Genomic DNA, 17,774 nt, shown 5'->3' with positions numbered 1-17,774 from the left:
ACGATCCCCTGGCGTGCCGGCGGGGCATTCCAGGGGCTGCGAGATCAGCCGAACATCTTCTGCAGGCGCTCGTTCATCTGCTGCGGCGTCAGGTCTTCCTTGTGCGTCGAGATGAACCACTGGTGGCCGAACGGGTCGATCAGGTGCCCGCTGCGGTCGCCCCAGAACTGGTCGGCCACCGGCATCGTGATTCGTGCGCCCGAGGCCACTGCCTGGTTGACGATCGCATCGGTGTCGGGCACGTACAGCAGCGCCGAGGTCGACGAGCCACCGAGCGTCAGCGGGCTCAGCGCCTGGTGCTCCGGCCGCTCCTCGGTCAGCATGAACTGCGCGCTGCCGACCTTCAGCTCGGCGTGCATGATCTTGGCGTCCGGCGCGTCCATCTGCATCACCACCTGCGCGCCGAACACCTTCTGGTACCAGGCGATCGCGTCCTTCGCGTTCTTGATCACCAGGTAGGGCGTGCTGCCGGTGGCGGGCGGCACCGGGTTGACGGCTGTGGTGGGTTTCACCTGCTGCGACTCGATCTGCGCACGCAGCCGGTCTTCCTGCTCGCGCAGCTCGGGCGTGAACTCGGCGCCGAAGTCTTCGGCCTCGAAGACCTGGCGGATCTCGATCTCCGACGACTCGCCCATCGGGTTCGGGCAGCGCTTGACCCAGGCGATCGCTTCGTCGAGCGAGTTCAGCTTCCAGATCCAGAAGCCGGCGACCAGCCCCTTGTCGCCGGCGAACGGGCCGTCGATGACGCTGCGTTCGCGCCCCTGGAAGCGCACGCGGGCGCCCTTCGAACTCGGCTGCAGGCCTTCGCCGGCCTGCATCACGCCGGCCTTCACGAGTTCCTCGTTGAACTGGCCCATGGCCTCGAGCAGCTTCGTGTCGGGCATCACGCCGGCTTCGGAGTTCTTGTCGGCCTTGATCAGGATCATGAATCGCATGCTGGATCTCCTTGGATGAATGGGAAGCGACGGCTTCATTCACGCGACGGCTCGCCGCCGCTCGAATCGACATGCTGCGCCTTCTTTTTTGTAACGGCCGCGGCAGCGGTTATCTTTGCGCCTGCCCGCCACTCCCGGCCGCTGCGGCCATGCCAGCCATGCCTGTCGATTCGACGACCTCCACGACCCGCGTGCGCGTCTGGGACCTGCCGACCCGCCTGTTCCATTGGCTGCTCGTGATCTGCATCGTCGGTTCGGTCGTGAGCGCCAAGATCGGTGGCAACGCGATGGAATGGCACCTGCGCTTCGGGCTGATGGTGCTGATCCTGCTGGCGTTCCGCCTGCTGTGGGGCTTCGTCGGCGGGCGCTGGTCGCGCTTCGCGAGCTTCGTCTATGCGCCGGGCACGCTGCTGCGCCACCTGCGCGGCCAGGGCCGGCGCGACGAATGGCTGGAGGTCGGCCACAGCCCGACCGGCGCGCTGTCGGTGTTCGCGCTGCTCGCGCTGCTCGGGCTGCAGGTCGCGAGCGGGCTGGTGGCCGACGACGAGATCTCGACCACCGGGCCGCTGATCAAGTTCGTCAGCGGCGCCACCAGCAGCCTGGCCACCGCGTGGCACAAGAGCTGGGGCCAGTGGCTGATCTACACGCTGGTCGCGCTGCACATCGCGGCCATCCTGTTCTACCTGCTGGTGCGCCGCAACAACCTCGTCGGCGCGATGCTGCGCGGCGACAAGGTCTTGTCGGATGGCACACCGGCCTCGCGCGACACCGCGCTGACGCGCCTGCTCGCGCTGGTGCTGCTGCTGGCCTGCGCGGGCGTGGCCGGCTGGATATGGGGTCTGGGCGCCTGACAAGCCTCGCCGGGTTGCCTACACTCGGGCACGCCTCTCGGCTTCCACCCGCCTCGCCTGCATGGACACGCCCGTCATCGAACTGGTCACCCCCGACACACCGGAGTTGCTCGACGCCACGCGCGCCATCATGCGCGACTATGCCGACAGCCTGGGCATCGACCTGTGCTTCCAGGATTTCGAGAACGAACTCTCCCGCCTGCCCGGCGACTACGCCCCGCCCACCGGCCACCTGCTGCTCGCGATGGTCGACGGCGCGGTCGCAGGCTGCGGCGCGATCCGCGGGCTGCCCGACGCCGACTATGCCAACGCCTGCGAGATGAAGCGCCTCTTCGTGCGCCCGGCGTTCCGCCGCTTCGGCCTCGGTCGCGTGCTCGCGCAGGCGCTGATCGACGAGGCGCGCCGCGCCGGCTACTCATCGATGCTGCTGGACACGCTGGACGACATGGAATCCGCGCGCGGCCTGTACGCGTCGCTCGGTTTCGAGGAAATCCCGCCGTACTACTTCAACCCGATCCCGGGCGCGCACTACCTGAAGGTGGCGCTCGACTGGCAGACCTCGACCTATTAGCGGCAACACCAGCGACCCCACCCAAGGAGACCTCCATGAATGCCTTTCGCCAGCTGCTCGGATCGTCCGGCGCGCACCCCCCGATCGGCACCTGGATCTCGTCGGGCAGCCCGATCGTCGCCGAGGCGATGGGCTGCGCCGGCTTCGACTGGGGCGTGCTCGACATGGAGCACTCGCCGCTCGACCTGATGGACCTGGTGCACCTGCTGCAGGCGGTGGCGTCGACCAAGATGCTGCCGGTGGTGCGCGTGCCCTGGAACGACGCGGTGGTGGTCAAGCGGGTGCTCGACGCGGGCGCCTCGACGCTGCTGTTCCCGTTCGTGCAGGATGCCGACGAGGCGCGCCGCGCGATCGCCGCGACGCGCTACCCGCCTGATGGCGTGCGCGGCATGGCCGGCATCAACCGCGGCTCGCGCTTCGGCACCATCGCCAACCACGCGACCACGGCCAACCAGCAGATCGGCGCGATCATCCAGCTCGAGACGCCGGCCGCCGTCAAGCGGCTCGAGGAGATCGCCGCGGTGCCGGGGGTCGACGCGATCTTCCTCGGCCCGGCCGACCTGTCGGCCACGATGGGCCACGTCGGCCAGCCGATGCACCCGGCCGTGCTCGACCTGATGTCGCAGGGGGTGCAGCGCTGCAAGGCGATCGGCAAGCCGGTCGGCACCGTCGGCAGCACGCCCGAGGTCGTCGCGCAGTACCGCGCCGCGGGCTTCGATTTCGTCGCGATCTCGTCCGACCTCGGGCTGATGATGCGCGGCGCGCAGGCCTCGCTGGCCGCGCTGCGCACGCGCGACACCGAGCATGTGCACACGCTCGCGAGCGGCACGCGCGCCGAGGCCGCGTACTGAACCTGTTGCCGCGCATCCCCAGAAAGAAGCCGCCGGCCCGGCCGGTTTCGTCGCGGTACGGGCGTAGCATTGCCGCCATCCCGGGCGCCACGAGGCGCCCTGTGTTCCACCTTGCCGGGAAGGCCAATGACTGGATCGTCGAACAACAGCTTTGAACTGCATGCCGGCGCGTTGCGCCTGGCCGTCCGCCCCGACCTGGGCGGCACCATCGCCGGCCTGTGGCACCGCGACCAGCCCATCCTGCGATCCACCGAACCCGGCGAGCTGGCGTCGCCGCGCCTGGGCGGCAGCTACCCGATGGTGCCGTACTCCAACCGGCTCGGCTACCGGCGCTTCCGCTGGAAGGGCAAGGACTACACCACTGCCCCGAACTTCGACGACAGCCCGCATTCGCTGCATGGCGTCGCCTGGCAGCGCGCGTGGGACGTGGTGTCCACCAGCGCGACCGAGCTGGTGCTGGGCTACACGCACGTGCCCGACGAGCACTGGCCGTTCCCGTTCGACGTGAAGCAGTACTTCACGCTGACGCCGTCGCAATGCGGCGTGCAGCTCGTGCTGACCAACACGCACGACGCGCCGGTGCCGGCCGGCGTCGGCTGGCACCCGTACTTCCACCGCCGCGAGCGCAGCCGGCTGCACATCGACCTGTCCGACCGCTGGGATTCCGACGCCACGCAGCTGCCGGTGCGCAAGCACCCGCAGCCGGGCATCGACGGCGACGTGTCGCACCTCGGCTTCGACAACTGCTTCGAGGGCTGGACCGGCCCGGCGCGCATCCGCGACGAGAAGTTCTCGATGCAGGTCACGTCGTCGCTGCCCTACCTCGTCGTCTACACGCCGGCCGACAAGCCGTACTACTGCGTCGAGCCGGTCAGCCATGTCAGCAATGCGATCCACATGGCCGACCCGGCGGCGCACGGCCTGCGCACGCTGCAACCCGGCGAGAGCCTGGACGCGTGGATGAAGATCGACGTGTCCCCTGTCTGAGGTGCGCGACGTGACCCTTGACGCGTACGAGCCGCTGCCCGTGCCGGCCTCGGTGCTCGGCGAATCGCCGCTGTGGCACCCGGTCGAACAGGCGCTCTACTGGTGCGATATCGCCGGCTTCACGCTGAACCGCTTCGATCCCGCGAGCGGGCAGCATGCGCACTGGCGCTTCGAGACCGAGGTCGCGAGCTGCGCCGCGATGCGCGATGGCGGCATGCTGCTCGCGATGCGCGACGGCCTGTGGCGCTTCGACACGACCACGGCACAGCGCACGCCGCTCGCCGCCGCGCCCTACGACCCGAAGCTCGAGCGCTTCAACGACGGCAAGTGCGATCCGCAAGGCCGCTTCTGGGTCGGCACGATCTACGAGCCGCGCAAGCCGGCGCTGGCCGCGCTGTACTGCTTCAGCGGCGGCACGCTGCGCCGCGTGGCTGGCGACGTGACGGTGTCGAACGGGCTCGCCTGGAGCCCGGACGGCCGCACGATGTACTGGAGCGACACCACCTCGCACACGGTGTTCGCGATGGACTTCGACGGTGCGAGCGGCACGCCCGGCCCGCGCCGCGTGTTCGCGCGCTTCCCGCTGAAGCAGCCGGAGCAGGACCTCGCGACCTACGGCGGCCGGCCCGACGGCTCCGCGGTCGACAGCGAGGGCGCGTACTGGTCGGCGATGTTCGAGGGCCAGCGGCTGCTGCGCCTGTCGCCGGCCGGCGAGGTGCTCGGAGAGTTGAAGTTGCCGGCGCGCTGCGCGACGATGCCCTGCTTCGGCGGTGCCGACCTGAAGACGCTGTACGTGACGACCTCGCGCGAGAAGCGCCCGGCCGACGAACTCGCACAGCAGCCGATGGCCGGCCGCGTGCTGGCGTTCAGGGTCGATGTGCCCGGGTTGCCCGCCACGCTCTTCGGTTGAAGCCATGACTCGGGACGAGCAGCTCGCGCGCCTGCGCGACGACACGCCCTGGGACCTGGTGGTGATCGGCGGCGGCGCGACCGGCCTGGGCGTCGCGCTCGACGCGGCGGCGCGCGGCTTTCGCGTCGTGCTGCTCGAAGGCGAGGATTTCGCGAAGGGCACCTCGTCGCGCGCGACCAAGCTCGTGCACGGCGGCGTTCGCTACCTCGCGCAGGGCAACGTGGCGCTGGTGCGCGAGGCGCTGCACGAGCGCGCGACGCTGCTCGCGAACGCGCCCCATCTCGCGCAGCCGCTCGCCTTCGTGATGCCGGGCTACCACTGGTGGGAGCGCTGGTTCTACGGCATCGGCCTGAAGCTGTACGACGCGCTCGCCGGCCGGCGCGGGCTGGGCGACACGCAGCTGCTGTCGACCGCGCAGACGCGCGCCCTGCTGCCCACCGTGCGGGCCGAGGGCCTGAGCGGCGGCGTCAAGTACTGGGACGGCCAGTTCGACGATGCGCGGCTCGCGGTCGCGCTGGCGCGCACGGCCGTCGCGCGCGGCGCCTGTGTCGTCAACCACTGCCGCGTCGACGGCCTGCTGCGCGAGGGGGGCCGCGTGACGGGCCTGCTCGCGCACGACCGCGAGCGCGGCGAGCGCTTCAGCGTGCGCGCGGCCTGCGTGGTCAATGCGGCGGGTGTCTGGGTCGACGAGATCCGCGACCTCGACCGCGAACCCGGCACGCCGAGCCGCGCACCGATGGTGGCCCCGAGCCAGGGCGTGCACCTGGTCGTCGACCGCAGCTTCCTGCCGGGCGACCACGCGCTGCTGATCCCGAAGACCGCCGACGGCCGCGTGCTGTTCGCCGTGCCCTGGCTCGGCAAGACGCTGCTGGGCACGACCGACACGCCGCGCGACGACCTCGCGACCGAGCCGGCGCCGTTCCACGACGAGGTCGAGTTCATCCTGCGCGAGGCCGGCCGCTACCTGAGCCGCGCCCCGACGCGGGCCGACGTGCGCTCGGTGTGGGTCGGGCTGCGTCCGCTCGTGAAGCCGCCGGAAGACGACGGCGGCAACACCAAGGCCTTGTCGCGCGAGCACACCGTGCTGGTCGGCCGCTCGGGCCTGGTCACCGTGACCGGCGGCAAGTGGACCACCTACCGCGCGATGGCCGAGGACGTGCTCGCGCGCTGCGCCGAGGCCGCGCTGCTGCAGGCCCGGCCCGCGGGCGTCACCGTGCGCCTGCCGCTGGCGGGCTCGCCGGCCGAGGCATCGGTGTCATTGACGCGCAGCCCGGGCGAGGCGCGCTACGGCACCGACCTGCCGGCGCTGCGCGCGCTGCCCGGGGCCGACCACTGGCTGTGGCGCGACGGCGAGGGCGGGCTGACCGAGGCGATGGTGCGCTTCGCGGCACGCGTCGAGATGGCGCGCACCGTCGAAGACGTGCTCGCACGGCGCTGCCGGCTGCTGTTCCTCGATGCACGCGAGGCGCTGCGCATCGCGCCCGAGGTGGGCCGGTTGCTGCGCGAGGAGCTGGGGGAGGGCTTCGATGCCGCGGCATCGATCGGTGCGTTCGAAGCGCTGGCGGCCCGTTACCTGGAGCTGCCGTAGGGCGATCTGCCACGGCGCCAAGTCAAGCCGCAGCCGCATGCCCGGTGTCTGTGTCGGGGTGTGTCAGGGAGCGCGGGTCTTTGCCCATATAATCCCGAGGCTTTGCTGCTGACGACTGTCTTCTCCGCCATGACCGAACCCCTCGACCGTGGCGTAGCTCAAGAAGATGGCGCCGACGACCAGCCTTTCAAGACCCTGACGCGAGAAGAAGCGCAGGCCTTGCGAGGACGAATTCCCCAGGTGTCGCCCTGGAGGGTGGTTGCGGTGCAGGCGGTGGCGGGTTTGCTTTGCACGGCCATCGCGGTCGTCGTGACGCAATTGATGGGACAAGATTCTGGTGCTGCCTGGTCGGCGTTGTACGGCGCGGCGGCGGTGGTTCTTCCGGCAGCATTGCTCGCCAGGGGAATGACCCGAGGAACAGGAAACCCGGTGGCCGTGGCCGTCGGCTTCATGTTCTGGGAAATGTTGAAGATTGCAGTTGCCATCGCGATGCTGGTGATTGCAGCAAAAGTTGTGCCCAACCTCAGTTGGCCGGTGTTGCTGGTCACGATGGTGGTGTGCATGAAGGTGAACTGGTTGGCGCTGCTGTGGCGCCGCCGTTGATGGATACAGGGTTTCACGAATGACGACCGAAGGCCAAGAGCACGCCCCAAGCGCCGGTGAATACATCATTCACCACCTGCACCATCTGCAGAACAAGCACCAGGAAGGGGTCGTCGACTTCTCGGTGATCAACCTCGATTCGCTGTTCTTCACCGTGCTGCTCGGTGCCGTCGGCTGCTGGCTGCTGTGGCTGGCCGCACGCAAGGCCACGTCGGGCCGCCCGGGCCGCTTCCAGGCCGCCGTCGAGATCCTCGTCGAGATGGTCGACAGCCAGGCCAAGGGCATCGTCCACAACGCGCAGAGCCGCAGGATGGTCGCGCCGCTCGCGCTGACCGTCTTCGTGTGGATCTTCCTGCTGAACGCGATGGACATGCTGCCGGTCGACCTGCTGCCGTGGGTCAACGAGCACACCCTGGGCCTGCCGTACCTGCGCGTCGTGCCGACCGCCGACCTGTCGATCACGATGGGCCTGTCGCTGGGCGTGCTGCTGGTCTGCCTGTTCTACAACGTCAAGATCAAGGGCGCCGGCGGCTGGGTGCACGAGCTGTTCTCGGCCCCGTTCGGCGACAAGTGGTTCCTGTACCCGGTCAACTTCGCGATGCAGCTGATCGAGTTCGTCGCGAAGACCGTCTCGCACGGCATGCGGCTGTTCGGCAACATGTACGCCGGCGAACTGATCTTCATGCTGATCGCGCTGCTGGGTGGTGCCTGGAGCCTGTCGGGCACCGGCGTCGCGCTGTTCCTGCTCCACCTGCTGGCCGGTTCGGTGTGGACCATCTTCCACATCCTGATCATCACGTTGCAGGCCTTCGTGTTCATGATGCTGACCCTCGTCTACGTGGGCCAGGCGCACGACCACCACTGATCTTTCGCGGCAGATCGTTCTTTCTTCTTTCGTTCGTTTTTTCTACCAAACCTCAACAGGAGTCACCATGGAAGTCATTAGCTTTGTTGCCCTCGCCGCCGGCCTCATCATCGGTCTGGGTGCCATCGGCGCCTGCATCGGCATCGGCATCATGGGCAGCAAGTACCTCGAGTCGGCCGCTCGCCAGCCCGAGCTGATGAACGAACTGCAGACCAAGATGTTCCTGCTGGCCGGCCTGATCGACGCGGCGTTCATCATCGGCACCGGTATCGCGCTGTGGTTCGCCACCGCCAACCCGTTCCTGGCCCAGATCGCCAACCTGCCGAAGTAAGACGCGCCGGACCACCGGACATCTCCCTCTCATTCGTTCCAGAGGCAACACCGTGAGCATCAACGCTACGCTGATCGCGCAGATGATCGTGTTCCTGATCCTGGTCGGGTTCACGATGAAATTCGTGTGGCCGCCCATCGTGAAGGCACTCGACGAGCGTGCGCAGAAGATCGCCGACGGCCTGTCGGCCGCCGACAAGGCGAAGGCCGACCTGAGCGCCGCCAACCGCCGCGTCGAAGAGCAGCTCGCTGCCGCACGCAACGAGACCGCTCAGCGCCTGGCCGATGCCGAGCGCCTGGCCCAGGCGATGGTCGAAGAGGCCAAGACCCGCGCCGGCGAAGAGGGCGCGAAGATCGTCGCCGCCGCCAAGGCCGAAGCCGCACAGGAATCGGTGAAGGCCCGTGAGGCGCTGCGCGAGCAGGTCGCCGCGCTGGCCGTCAAGGGTGCCGAGCAGATCCTGCGCAAGGAAGTCAACGCCGGCGTCCACGCCGACCTGTTGAACCGCCTGAAGACGGAGCTCTGACATGGCCGAGCTCGCCACCATCGCCCGCCCGTACGCGGAAGCGCTGTTCCAGGTTGCCGGCAAGGGCGATCTGAAGCAGGCGTCCGAGCAGCTCGACGCGATCGCGGCCGTCGCCGCGAACGTGCAGATGCGCCAGTACGCCGACAACCCGAAGGCGACCGTCGACCAGGTGTTCGACGTGATCACCTCGGTCGTCAAGTCGCCGCTGTCGGACACCACCCGCAACCTGCTGCGCGCGGTCATCGAGAACGGACGCCTGGCCGCACTGCCCGAGGTGGCGGTGCAGTTCCATGCGTTGGTCAGCGAGCGCTCGGGCGTGTCGGAGGCCACCGTCTACAGCGCGTTCCCGATCGATGCTGCCCAGCTGCCGGCTGTGGTGGCCTCGCTCGAGAAGCGCTTCGGGCGCAAGCTCACGGCCAGCGTGCAGCTCGAGCCCGAGCTGATCGGCGGCATCCGCGTGGTGGTCGGCGACGAGGTGCTCGACACCTCGGTCAAGGCCCGTCTCGAACAAATGAAGGTGGCGTTGACGGCCTGACCCGCAAGGGTCGCCCCGAAGCGACAGCATTCCAACCTGCTGGCCAGCGTGCCGCGGACCGGAGAAAGCAATGCAACTGAATCCCGCTGAAATTTCCGAACTGATCAAGAGCCGCATCGAAGGCCTGGCCGGTTCGACCGACATCCGCAACCAGGGCACCGTGGTCTCGGTGACCGACGGCATCGTCCGCATCCACGGCCTGTCGGACGTGATGCAGGGTGAAATGCTCGAGTTCCCGGCCGCCAAGGACAACCAACCGAGCTTCGGCCTCGCGCTGAACCTCGAGCGCGACTCGGTCGGCGCGGTGATTCTGGGCGAGTACGAGCACATCTCCGAAGGCGACACGGTCAAGTGCACCGGCCGCATCCTGGAAGTGCCGGTCGGCCCCGAGCTGATCGGCCGCGTCGTCAACGCGCTGGGCCAGCCGATCGACGGCAAGGGTCCCGTCAACGCGAAGCTGTCGGCCCCGATCGAGAAGATCGCCCCGGGCGTGATCGCCCGGAAGTCGGTCGACCAGCCGATGCAGACCGGCCTGAAGTCCATCGACTCGATGGTGCCGGTCGGCCGCGGCCAGCGCGAGCTGATCATCGGCGACCGCCAGACCGGCAAGACCGCCGTCGCGATCGACGCGATCATCAACCAGAAGGGTCAGAACATGACCTGCATCTACGTTGCGATCGGCCAGAAGGCATCGTCGATCAAGAACGTGGTGCGCGCACTGGAAGCCAACGGCGCGATGGACTACACCATCGTCGTCGCCGCATCGGCTGCCGAATCGGCCGCGATGCAGTACGTGTCGGCCTACTCCGGCTGCACGATGGGCGAGTACTTCCGCGACCGCGGGCAGGATGCGCTGATCGTCTATGACGACCTGTCGAAGCAGGCCGTGGCCTACCGCCAGGTCTCGCTGCTGCTGCGCCGCCCGCCGGGCCGCGAAGCCTACCCGGGCGACGTGTTCTACCTGCACAGCCGCCTGCTGGAGCGTGCAGCGCGCGTCAACGCCGACTACGTCGAAGCCTTCACCAAGGGTGAAGTCAAGGGCAAGACCGGCTCGCTGACCGCGCTGCCGATCATCGAGACGCAGGCCGGCGACGTGTCCGCGTTCGTGCCGACCAACGTGATCTCGATCACCGACGGCCAGATCTTCCTGGAAACCTCGCTGTTCAACGCCGGCATCCGCCCCGCGATCAACGCCGGTATCTCGGTGTCGCGCGTCGGCTCGTCGGCACAGACCAAGATCATCAAGGGCCAGTCCGGCGGTATCCGTACCGACCTGGCGCAGTACCGTGAGCTGGCGGCGTTCGCGCAGTTCGCCTCCGACCTCGACGACGCGACCCGCAAGCAGCTCGACCGCGGTGCCCGCGTGACCGAACTGCTGAAGCAGGCGCAGTACTCGCCGCTGCCGATCAGCCTGATGGGCGCGACGCTGTTCGCGGYCAACAAGGGCTTCATGGACGATGTGGACGTGAAGAAGGTCCTGGCCTTCGAAGCCGGCCTGCACCAGTTCCTGAAGTCCAGCCACGCCGCGCTGCTGAAGGGCATCGAGGACACGAAGGCGCTGAGCAAGGAAGCCGAAGCCGAGCTGTCGACTGCCGTCGCCGCCTTCAAGAAGTCCTTCGCCTAAGTCCAGCCACTGAAGGAGCTCCGTCATGGCAGCAGGCAAGGAAATACGCGGCAAGATCAAATCGGTGGAGAACACCAAGAAGATCACCAAGGCCATGGAGATGGTCGCCGCCTCCAAGATGCGCAAGGCGCAGGACCGCATGCGCCATGCGCGTCCGTACGCCGAGAAGATCCGCAACCTGGCGGCCAACCTGTCGACGGCCACGCCCGAGTACAAGCACCCGTTCATGGTCGGCAATGCCGATGCGAAGACGGTCGGCTTCATCGTCGTGACCACCGACAAGGGCCTGTGCGGCGGCCTGAACACCAACGTGCTGCGCGCCGTCACCGGCAAGCTGCGCGAGCTGGAAACGCAGGGCCTGGGCGCCGAGACAGTCGCCATCGGCAACAAGGGCCTGGGCTTCCTGAACCGCGTCGGCGCGAAGGTGGTCTCGCAGGCCACGCAGCTGGGCGACAAGCCGCACCTCGACAAGCTGATCGGCCCCGTCAAGGTGCTGTTCGATGCGTACGCCGAGGGCAAGCTGAAGCAGGTGTTCCTGTGCTACACGCGCTTCATCAACACGATGAAGCAGGAACCGGTCGTGATCCAGCTGCTGCCGCTCGCGGCCGACAGCCTGGTGGTCGACAAGGGCACGCACGGCTGGGACTACATCTACGAGCCGGACGCGCCGACCGTCATCGACGAGCTGCTGGTGCGCTACACCGAGGCCCTGGTCTACCAGGCGGTGGCCGAGAACATGGCCTCGGAGCAATCGGCGCGCATGGTCGCGATGAAATCCGCGACCGACAACGCCGGCAGCGTCATCGCGGAGCTGAAGCTGGTCTACAACAAGACCCGCCAGGCAGCGATCACCAAAGAACTGTCCGAGATCGTCGCCGGTGCGGCGGCGGTCTGACCCTGATTTGATTCAAAGGAAGAAACATGGCTGACGGCAAAATTGTTCAGTGCATCGGTGCGGTGGTGGACGTCGAGTTCCCGCGCAATGCCATGCCGAAGATCTATGACGCGCTGAAGATGGAGGGCTCGGCCCTGACCCTCGAAGTGCAGCAGCAGCTGGGCGACGGCGTGGTGCGCACGATTGCGCTGGGCTCTTCCGACGGCCTGCGCCGCGGCCTGACGGTGCGCAACACCGGCAAGGCGATCTCGGTGCCGGTGGGTCGCGCGACCCTCGGCCGCATCATGGACGTGCTGGGCTCGCCGATCGACGAGCGCGGCGAAGTCAGCCAGGAGCTGACCGCATCGATCCACCGCAAGCCGCCGGCCTATGACGAGCTGAGCCCGTCGCAGGACCTGCTGGAAACCGGCATCAAGGTGATCGACCTGGTGTGCCCGTTCGCCAAGGGCGGCAAGGTCGGCCTGTTCGGCGGCGCCGGCGTCGGCAAGACCGTCAACATGATGGAGCTGATCAACAACATCGCGAAGGCTCACTCGGGCCTGTCGGTGTTCGCCGGTGTCGGCGAGCGCACCCGCGAGGGCAACGACTTCTATCACGAGATGGCCGACTCCGGCGTCGTGAACCTGGAGAACCTGCCCGAGTCGAAGGTCGCGATGGTCTACGGCCAGATGAACGAGCCGCCGGGCAACCGCCTGCGCGTCGCGCTGACCGGCCTGACGATTGCCGAGTCGTTCCGCGACGAAGGCCGCGACGTGCTGTTCTTCGTCGACAACATCTACCGCTACACGCTGGCCGGTACCGAAGTGTCGGCACTGCTGGGGCGCATGCCTTCGGCCGTGGGTTATCAGCCGACGCTGGCCGAGGAAATGGGCCGCCTGCAGGAGCGCATCACCTCCACGAAGGTCGGCTCGATCACGTCGATCCAGGCCGTGTACGTCCCTGCGGACGACCTGACCGACCCGTCGCCTGCCACCACCTTCGCCCACCTGGATTCCACCGTCGTGCTGTCGCGTGACATCGCGTCGCTGGGCATCTACCCGGCCGTGGACCCGCTGGACTCGACGAGCCGCCAGCTCGACCCGAACGTGGTCGGCGAAGAGCACTACGCCGTCGCCCGCCAGGTGCAGGGCACGCTGCAGCGCTACAAGGAACTGCGCGACATCATCGCGATCCTGGGCATGGACGAACTGGCACCGGACGACAAGCTGGCCGTGGCACGCGCCCGCAAGATCCAGCGTTTCCTGAGCCAGCCGTTCCACGTCGCGGAAGTCTTCACCGGCTCGCCGGGCAAGTACGTGCCGCTGAAGGAAACGATCCGTGGCTTCAAGATGATCGTCAACGGCGAGTGCGACAGCCTGCCGGAGCAGGCCTTCTACATGGTCGGCACGATCGACGAAGCCATCGCCAAGGCGAAGACGATTCAGTAATCCGAAGGAAACAGCATGGCAACCCTGCATGTCGACGTCGTCTCTGCCGAGGAAGCCATCTTCTCCGGCGAAGCGAAGTTCGTGGCGCTGCCGGGTGAGAACGGCGAGCTGGGCATCCTGCCCCGCCACACGCCGCTGATCACCCGCATCCGGCCGGGCGCGGTGCGCATCCTGCGCGCCGACACCGGCGAGGAAGAGTTCGTGTTCGTGGCCGGCGGCATTCTCGAAGTGCAGCCGGGCACGGTCACCGTGCTGGCCGACACCGCGATCCGCGGCAAGGACCTGGACGAGGCCAAGGCGGCCGAGGCGAAGAAGATCGMCGAGGAAGCCGTCAAGAACGCGAAGAGCGACCTCGACCTGGCGAAGGCGCAGAACGAACTGGTGGCCCTGGCCGCCCAGATCGCCGCGCTGCGCAAGTACCGCAAGAAGTAAGGCCCACGGCCTCACGACGAACCCGCCCGGCGCAAGCCCGGCGGGTTTCGTCTTTCAGGGCTTCGCGGGTGCGGCCGGTGCGGCCGGCGGCGTGAACGGCTTCACCGTGCCGCAGTCGCTGCCCAGCCACCTGGCCGTCATCGTCATCTGCGTGCTGCGGGCCTGGCCCTTCATCGTCATCGTCGTCGAGGTCTTCACCGCGTAGCTCTCGGGGCTGGTGAACGTGACCTCGCCGTCGGTCTCCGAGGCGGTCGGCTCGCCGCAGCTCGAATGCCACTTCCAGACGCTGCCGCTGCGCGTGCCGAAATCGGTCTTGCAGCGCGTCTGCGCCTCCTGCCAGCGGCCCTGGTCCAGCGATTCCTTCGTGTGGCAGATCTTCATGCCGCCGTTCGGGCCGCCGCGTGCCTTCATCGCCGCCTCCATGCGGGCACGGGCTTCGGGCGGCATGTCCTTCATGCGCTGCGCCATGTCGGGCATCGGCTGGCCGTTCACGAGGCGTTCGCTCTGCACCTCCCACAGCCCCGGCTTGATCGGCGGCGCGCTCTGCGCCTGCACGCAGAGGCCGTGGCACGACAACAGCAGGCCCAGTGACGCAAGGCGGAAGCAGCGCATGGCGATCTCCTGACGCGGTAGGTGGGCCGATGATGGCACGCGGCAGGCGTCACACCAAGCGGCCGATCCCGTGCCCGATACTGCAGCGATGTCGCTGATCGATGAAGCCTTGCGGGYCGGCCATGCGCCGCCGCCGCGTGTGAATGCCGCACTGCAGCGCGTGCTGGTCGCCGGTGGCGGCGGGCCGCTGGGCTCGGCGCTGCTGGAGAGCCTGCTGTCGGTGCGCGCGTTTTCCCCCGTCAGCGTGCTCGTCACGCAGCCCACGCGCGCCGCGCTGCGCGGCCTGCGCACTGTTCTGTGGCCGCCAGGCACCGAGCTGCCGCCGGGCGACGAAGCGGTCGGCATCATCGTGTTCGACCGCGAGCGCCATGCCAATGGCCGCGAGCTGGCGTTCTACCGGCCCGAGCCGGCCCAGCTGCCCGCGATCGCCGCGCAATGGCGCGAACGCGGCGTGCGCCACCTGCTGGTCGTGATGCCGCACACGATGGCCAGCCTGCCCGATGCCTTGAAGCGCGGCCTCGCCAACCTCGACGAGCACGCGGTCGCGGCGCTCGGCTTCGAGCACCTGGTGTTCGTGCGCACCGCACAGGCCGGCGCGCACGAACGCATCAGCCACCCGGCGCAGCGCCTCGCGCACTGGATGCTGTCGCAGCTGCAGATGATGGTGCCGCAGCGCGACCGGCCGGTGCGCGCGCAGAAGGTCGCGCAACTCGCCGCGCAGCTTGCGGCCCGGTTGCCGTTCAGTCCCCCCGGCACCCGCGTCGTGCCGCCGGAGACGGTGTGGGAGGCCGCGCAGACCGACGACATCGCCGGCCTGGCGCAGTCATGGCTGAACGGACCCGCTAGCGGGCCAGCGCGAGTGCCAGCGCCTTCTGCAGCGGAGCCACCGGCGCGGCCGTAGTGTCCGGCGGCGCCGCATCGCCGCGCGCCGGCGGCTTCGGCATGCGCGGCAGCGGCCGCATCTGCGACAGCACCCAGCGCACGCGTGCCGCGTTGACCTCGCCGCGCGCCTCGAAGCGCGCCAGCTCCAGGTCGGGGTTGTGCAGCAGGCTCGCCAGCCATGCCGCCTCGGCGGGCGTCAACTTGTCGACACGCTTGTGCAGCAGCTGTGCGGCGGCGGCCTGCGCGCCGCAGCGCCCGTTGCCCCACGGCACCAGGGACAGGTAGAGGTGCAGCACGCGCGCCTTGCCGAGCGTGCGGTCCAGTTCGACGGCATACAGCAGCTCGCGCAGCTTGCGCGCATGGCCGCGGGCGCTGCCGGTGTAGACCAGCCGCGCGAGCTGCTGCGACAACGTGCTGGCCCCGCGCTGCGGTTCGAACGACAGCGCATGGGCGATCTCGTCGAGGTCGTAGCCGGTGTGCTCGTGGAAGCGCTGGTCCTCGGCGGCGATCACCGCGCGCGGCAGCCAGGTGCCGAAGCCGCCGGCTGGCACGACCGCGCCGGTATCGCAGTTCGGCGCCGCATTCAGCAGCGTCTCGGTGCCCAGCCCCGCGACGCGAAAGCCGTCGAGCCGCGGGCGGAACTGCAGCGTGCGCTCGGGCAGGCGCAGCCGCAGGTCGAAGCGCATCAGCCCGTCGACCTGCGCGCGCGGCAGCTCCGGGATAGCTGATGCGAACAGTGCGAAGGCATCGGCGATCGGCGTCACGTCGCCCTGCGCAGTCACCTCGAGTTGCTGCTGCGTCAGCACCGCGCGCCAGCGGCCGCGCACTGCATGCCCGGGCTCGCCGAGCGCGAAGTCGCCTTGCAGGTTCATGTCGGCATCGCGCGCCAGCGTGAACTCGAGGCGCGTCAGCCGCACCGCATCGCCGGGCAGGCCGATGCCGCGCAAAGCGCAGGGCGCGCAGATCGCCCGCCAGGCGTCGGGGCCGTCCGGCGCGAACGCGACGCGCCCGAACGGCGTGCACAGCGTGCGGCCTTCGAGCACCCTCAGCGTCATCGGGTGGGTCGCGAGCCGGATCACCGTCGGCATGCTGATCGCGCGCTGCCACGGCCCGACATGCAGCGTCTCGGCCCACTCGCCATCGGCCGGCCGCAGCAGGCGCAGCATCGCCCACGCGCCGACCCCCAGCGCGAGCACGAGGCCGAGCGACACGCCGACGATCCACAGCGCCCAGCGCACACGCCAGCTCTTCACAATGACCTCGCTGTCGTGACCGCCTGCCACGGGCCGGTGCTCTGCCCGAGCTGCGCGGCCCAGAACCAGCTCGACGCATCGGTGAAGGCGGCGCCATCGGCACCGACGATCCGCTCGCAGACGCGGGTGCGCTGGCCGTTGCGCTCGGCGACGAAGCAGCGCCACAGCCGCTGCGCCTCGTCGCGCTCCAGCCGCGCCTGCTCGATGCGGTAGCCGAGCCCGCGGTAGCAGTCGGCGGCCGGGTGCAGCATGCGCGTCGGCGTGCGCACCTCGCGCATCACCAGCACCTGCTGGCCGTCGGTGAGGCGCGCGATGCGGCCCGGGAACTGCGCGGCAAAGCGCTGCTCGACGGGGCTCAGCGCGAGCGGGCGCAGCGTGCGGCCGTCCCATTCTCGGGGCCATTCGAAGGCTGCCGCCTCGGCGCCGGCGCGTTCGCGCGGGGTGCCGAGCGCCGGCCACAGCGCACAGGCCAGCAGCAGCGCCGCGAAGCCCAGCTTGTGCCGCAGCCCTTCGGGATCATTGCGGCGCAGCATCATCCACCCCCTTCATCAGGCGCACCACCGCGGCGCAGACCATCGCCAGCACCGCGAGCCCGATACCCTGGTGCCAGGCCTCGGCCAGCGGCCCGCGCGACTCCAGCGCCACCAGCACGGTGTTGCGCAGCACGTTGCCGCACAGCACCAGCGCGCCCACGGCCGGCAGCCGCCGCATGAAGCTGCGCTCGCGCAATCCGCCCAGCAGGGCCACCGCGCAGGCGCAGAAGTACGCCATCCACACCATCTGCACGCCGGAGCACGGCGCATCGACGATCACCAGCTGCCCGTCCACCACCATCGCGGTGCCGCTGCGCTCGGCCGCGCGGCCGGCGAGCTGCAGCAGCCAGGTGCTGCATTGCGCCGTCACCAGCCGCAGCGGAAACCCGGCGTAGAACTGCAGCGACGAGACGACCGGCAGCGACAGCACCGCGAGCCCGGCGAGCGGCAGCGTGGCCTGCCCGGACGGCGCGATGGCGCGCCAGCCGCAGGCCAGCGCCAGGGCAGCCAGCAGTGCGCCGGCGAGCGGCGGCAGCACGGCCGCCGACACGGTGGCCAGCACCGTC

21 protein-coding genes and 1 pseudogene are annotated in these 17,774 nt (G+C 69.1%); 16 read left to right on the top strand and 6 right to left on the bottom strand.

From position 1 onward, the window contains the following. Positions 1 to 44 precede the first annotated feature (44 nt). Both AC1D1T_RS13370 and AC1D1T_RS13365 read right to left on the bottom strand, forming a co-directional pair. Positions 45 to 452 carry a VOC family protein gene (locus tag AC1D1T_RS13370; RefSeq protein ID WP_477991978.1) on the bottom strand — a complete coding sequence of 136 codons (408 nt, stop codon included), beginning with the start codon at positions 450 to 452 and terminating at the stop codon, positions 45 to 47. Between the two features lie 51 nt (positions 453 to 503). Continuing rightward, a pseudogene (locus AC1D1T_RS13365) lies at positions 504 to 935 on the bottom strand (YciI family protein); the annotation flags it as partial. 149 nt (positions 936 to 1,084) lie between these two features. On the opposite strand from AC1D1T_RS13365, the gene AC1D1T_RS13360 reads away from it, so the two are divergent. The 15 genes from AC1D1T_RS13360 (at position 1,085) to AC1D1T_RS13290 (ending at position 13,928) form a co-directional block, all read left to right on the top strand. Further along, a complete protein-coding gene (locus tag AC1D1T_RS13360; protein ID WP_477826845.1) occupies positions 1,085 to 1,786 on the top strand; it encodes a cytochrome b/b6 domain-containing protein in 702 nt (233 codons plus the stop codon). A gap of 61 nt (positions 1,787 to 1,847) precedes the next feature. Continuing rightward, positions 1,848 to 2,357: a GNAT family N-acetyltransferase gene (locus AC1D1T_RS13355; protein ID WP_047501576.1), complete on the top strand. Its 510-nt coding sequence runs from the start codon at positions 1,848 to 1,850 to the stop codon at positions 2,355 to 2,357. A 35-nt stretch (positions 2,358 to 2,392) separates the two neighbouring features. After that, positions 2,393 to 3,208 (top strand): HpcH/HpaI aldolase family protein, encoded by an 816-nt coding sequence (locus tag AC1D1T_RS13350; protein WP_047501578.1) that lies wholly within the window; start codon positions 2,393 to 2,395, stop codon positions 3,206 to 3,208. A gap of 126 nt (positions 3,209 to 3,334) precedes the next feature. Continuing rightward, on the top strand, positions 3,335 to 4,195 hold the full coding sequence (locus AC1D1T_RS13345; protein ID WP_477826846.1) for an aldose 1-epimerase: 861 nt from the start codon (positions 3,335 to 3,337) through the stop codon (positions 4,193 to 4,195). A gap of 10 nt (positions 4,196 to 4,205) precedes the next feature. Then, positions 4,206 to 5,105, top strand: coding sequence for an SMP-30/gluconolactonase/LRE family protein (locus AC1D1T_RS13340; protein WP_477826847.1), 900 nt, complete (start codon positions 4,206 to 4,208; stop codon positions 5,103 to 5,105). A gap of 4 nt (positions 5,106 to 5,109) precedes the next feature. After that, positions 5,110 to 6,693 (top strand): glycerol-3-phosphate dehydrogenase/oxidase, encoded by a 1,584-nt coding sequence (locus AC1D1T_RS13335; protein WP_477991976.1) that lies wholly within the window; start codon positions 5,110 to 5,112, stop codon positions 6,691 to 6,693. 129 nt (positions 6,694 to 6,822) lie between these two features. Next, the gene (locus AC1D1T_RS13330; RefSeq protein ID WP_047501980.1) at positions 6,823 to 7,296 is read left to right on the top strand and encodes an ATP synthase subunit I; all 474 of its coding nucleotides are present in this window, start codon (positions 6,823 to 6,825) and stop codon (positions 7,294 to 7,296) included. Between the two features lie 19 nt (positions 7,297 to 7,315). Then, the gene (gene atpB / locus AC1D1T_RS13325; protein ID WP_047501584.1) at positions 7,316 to 8,161 is read left to right on the top strand and encodes a F0F1 ATP synthase subunit A; all 846 of its coding nucleotides are present in this window, start codon (positions 7,316 to 7,318) and stop codon (positions 8,159 to 8,161) included. A gap of 67 nt (positions 8,162 to 8,228) precedes the next feature. Continuing rightward, entirely contained in the window at positions 8,229 to 8,492 is a 264-nt protein-coding gene (atpE, locus tag AC1D1T_RS13320; protein WP_047501588.1) for a F0F1 ATP synthase subunit C, read from the top strand. A gap of 52 nt (positions 8,493 to 8,544) precedes the next feature. Next, positions 8,545 to 9,015, top strand: coding sequence for a F0F1 ATP synthase subunit B (locus AC1D1T_RS13315; RefSeq protein WP_047501590.1), 471 nt, complete (start codon positions 8,545 to 8,547; stop codon positions 9,013 to 9,015). Between the two features lies 1 nt (position 9,016). Then, positions 9,017 to 9,550, top strand: a complete 534-nt coding sequence (locus tag AC1D1T_RS13310; RefSeq protein WP_477842216.1) for a F0F1 ATP synthase subunit delta — start codon at positions 9,017 to 9,019, stop codon at positions 9,548 to 9,550. A gap of 70 nt (positions 9,551 to 9,620) precedes the next feature. After that, a complete protein-coding gene (gene atpA / locus AC1D1T_RS13305) occupies positions 9,621 to 11,174 on the top strand; it encodes a F0F1 ATP synthase subunit alpha (protein ID WP_477991975.1) in 1,554 nt (517 codons plus the stop codon). A 25-nt stretch (positions 11,175 to 11,199) separates the two neighbouring features. Continuing rightward, on the top strand, positions 11,200 to 12,069 hold the full coding sequence (gene atpG, locus AC1D1T_RS13300) for a F0F1 ATP synthase subunit gamma (protein ID WP_047501596.1): 870 nt from the start codon (positions 11,200 to 11,202) through the stop codon (positions 12,067 to 12,069). A 26-nt stretch (positions 12,070 to 12,095) separates the two neighbouring features. After that, the gene (gene atpD / locus AC1D1T_RS13295) at positions 12,096 to 13,496 is read left to right on the top strand and encodes a F0F1 ATP synthase subunit beta (RefSeq protein ID WP_047501597.1); all 1,401 of its coding nucleotides are present in this window, start codon (positions 12,096 to 12,098) and stop codon (positions 13,494 to 13,496) included. Positions 13,497 to 13,511: 15 nt separating this feature from the next. Next, the gene (locus AC1D1T_RS13290; protein ID WP_477991974.1) at positions 13,512 to 13,928 is read left to right on the top strand and encodes a F0F1 ATP synthase subunit epsilon; all 417 of its coding nucleotides are present in this window, start codon (positions 13,512 to 13,514) and stop codon (positions 13,926 to 13,928) included. 54 nt (positions 13,929 to 13,982) lie between these two features. On the opposite strand, the gene AC1D1T_RS13285 is transcribed toward AC1D1T_RS13290, so the two are convergent. After that, positions 13,983 to 14,540 carry a DUF3617 domain-containing protein gene (locus tag AC1D1T_RS13285; RefSeq protein ID WP_477991973.1) on the bottom strand — a complete coding sequence of 186 codons (558 nt, stop codon included), beginning with the start codon at positions 14,538 to 14,540 and terminating at the stop codon, positions 13,983 to 13,985. A 70-nt stretch (positions 14,541 to 14,610) separates the two neighbouring features. On the opposite strand from AC1D1T_RS13285, the gene AC1D1T_RS13280 reads away from it, so the two are divergent. Continuing rightward, on the top strand, positions 14,611 to 15,441 hold the full coding sequence (locus AC1D1T_RS13280; protein ID WP_477991972.1) for a Rossmann-fold NAD(P)-binding domain-containing protein: 831 nt from the start codon (positions 14,611 to 14,613) through the stop codon (positions 15,439 to 15,441). Here AC1D1T_RS13280 and AC1D1T_RS13275 read toward each other — a convergent pair. The 3 genes from AC1D1T_RS13275 to xrtQ all read right to left on the bottom strand — a co-directional run. Beyond that, complete coding sequence (locus AC1D1T_RS13275) at positions 15,383 to 16,675, bottom strand: biosynthetic peptidoglycan transglycosylase (RefSeq protein ID WP_477828298.1); 1,293 nt, start codon at positions 16,673 to 16,675, stop codon at positions 15,383 to 15,385. The genes AC1D1T_RS13280 and AC1D1T_RS13275 overlap by 59 nt on opposite strands. Then, complete coding sequence (locus tag AC1D1T_RS13270; protein ID WP_477828297.1) at positions 16,672 to 17,208, bottom strand: hypothetical protein; 537 nt, start codon at positions 17,206 to 17,208, stop codon at positions 16,672 to 16,674. Before AC1D1T_RS13270 ends, AC1D1T_RS13275 begins: the two co-directional genes overlap by 4 nt. After that, positions 17,192 to 17,774 (bottom strand): exosortase Q (xrtQ, locus tag AC1D1T_RS13265; protein WP_477991971.1); only part of this gene is annotated, 583 nt, incomplete at its 5' end. The genes xrtQ and AC1D1T_RS13270, both read right to left, overlap by 17 nt.

Source organism: Rhizobacter sp. P2_H3, from assembly GCF_056403355.1.
Note: the sequence above shows the minus strand (reverse complement) of the source record. Positions and strands in the feature narration are given on the sequence as shown.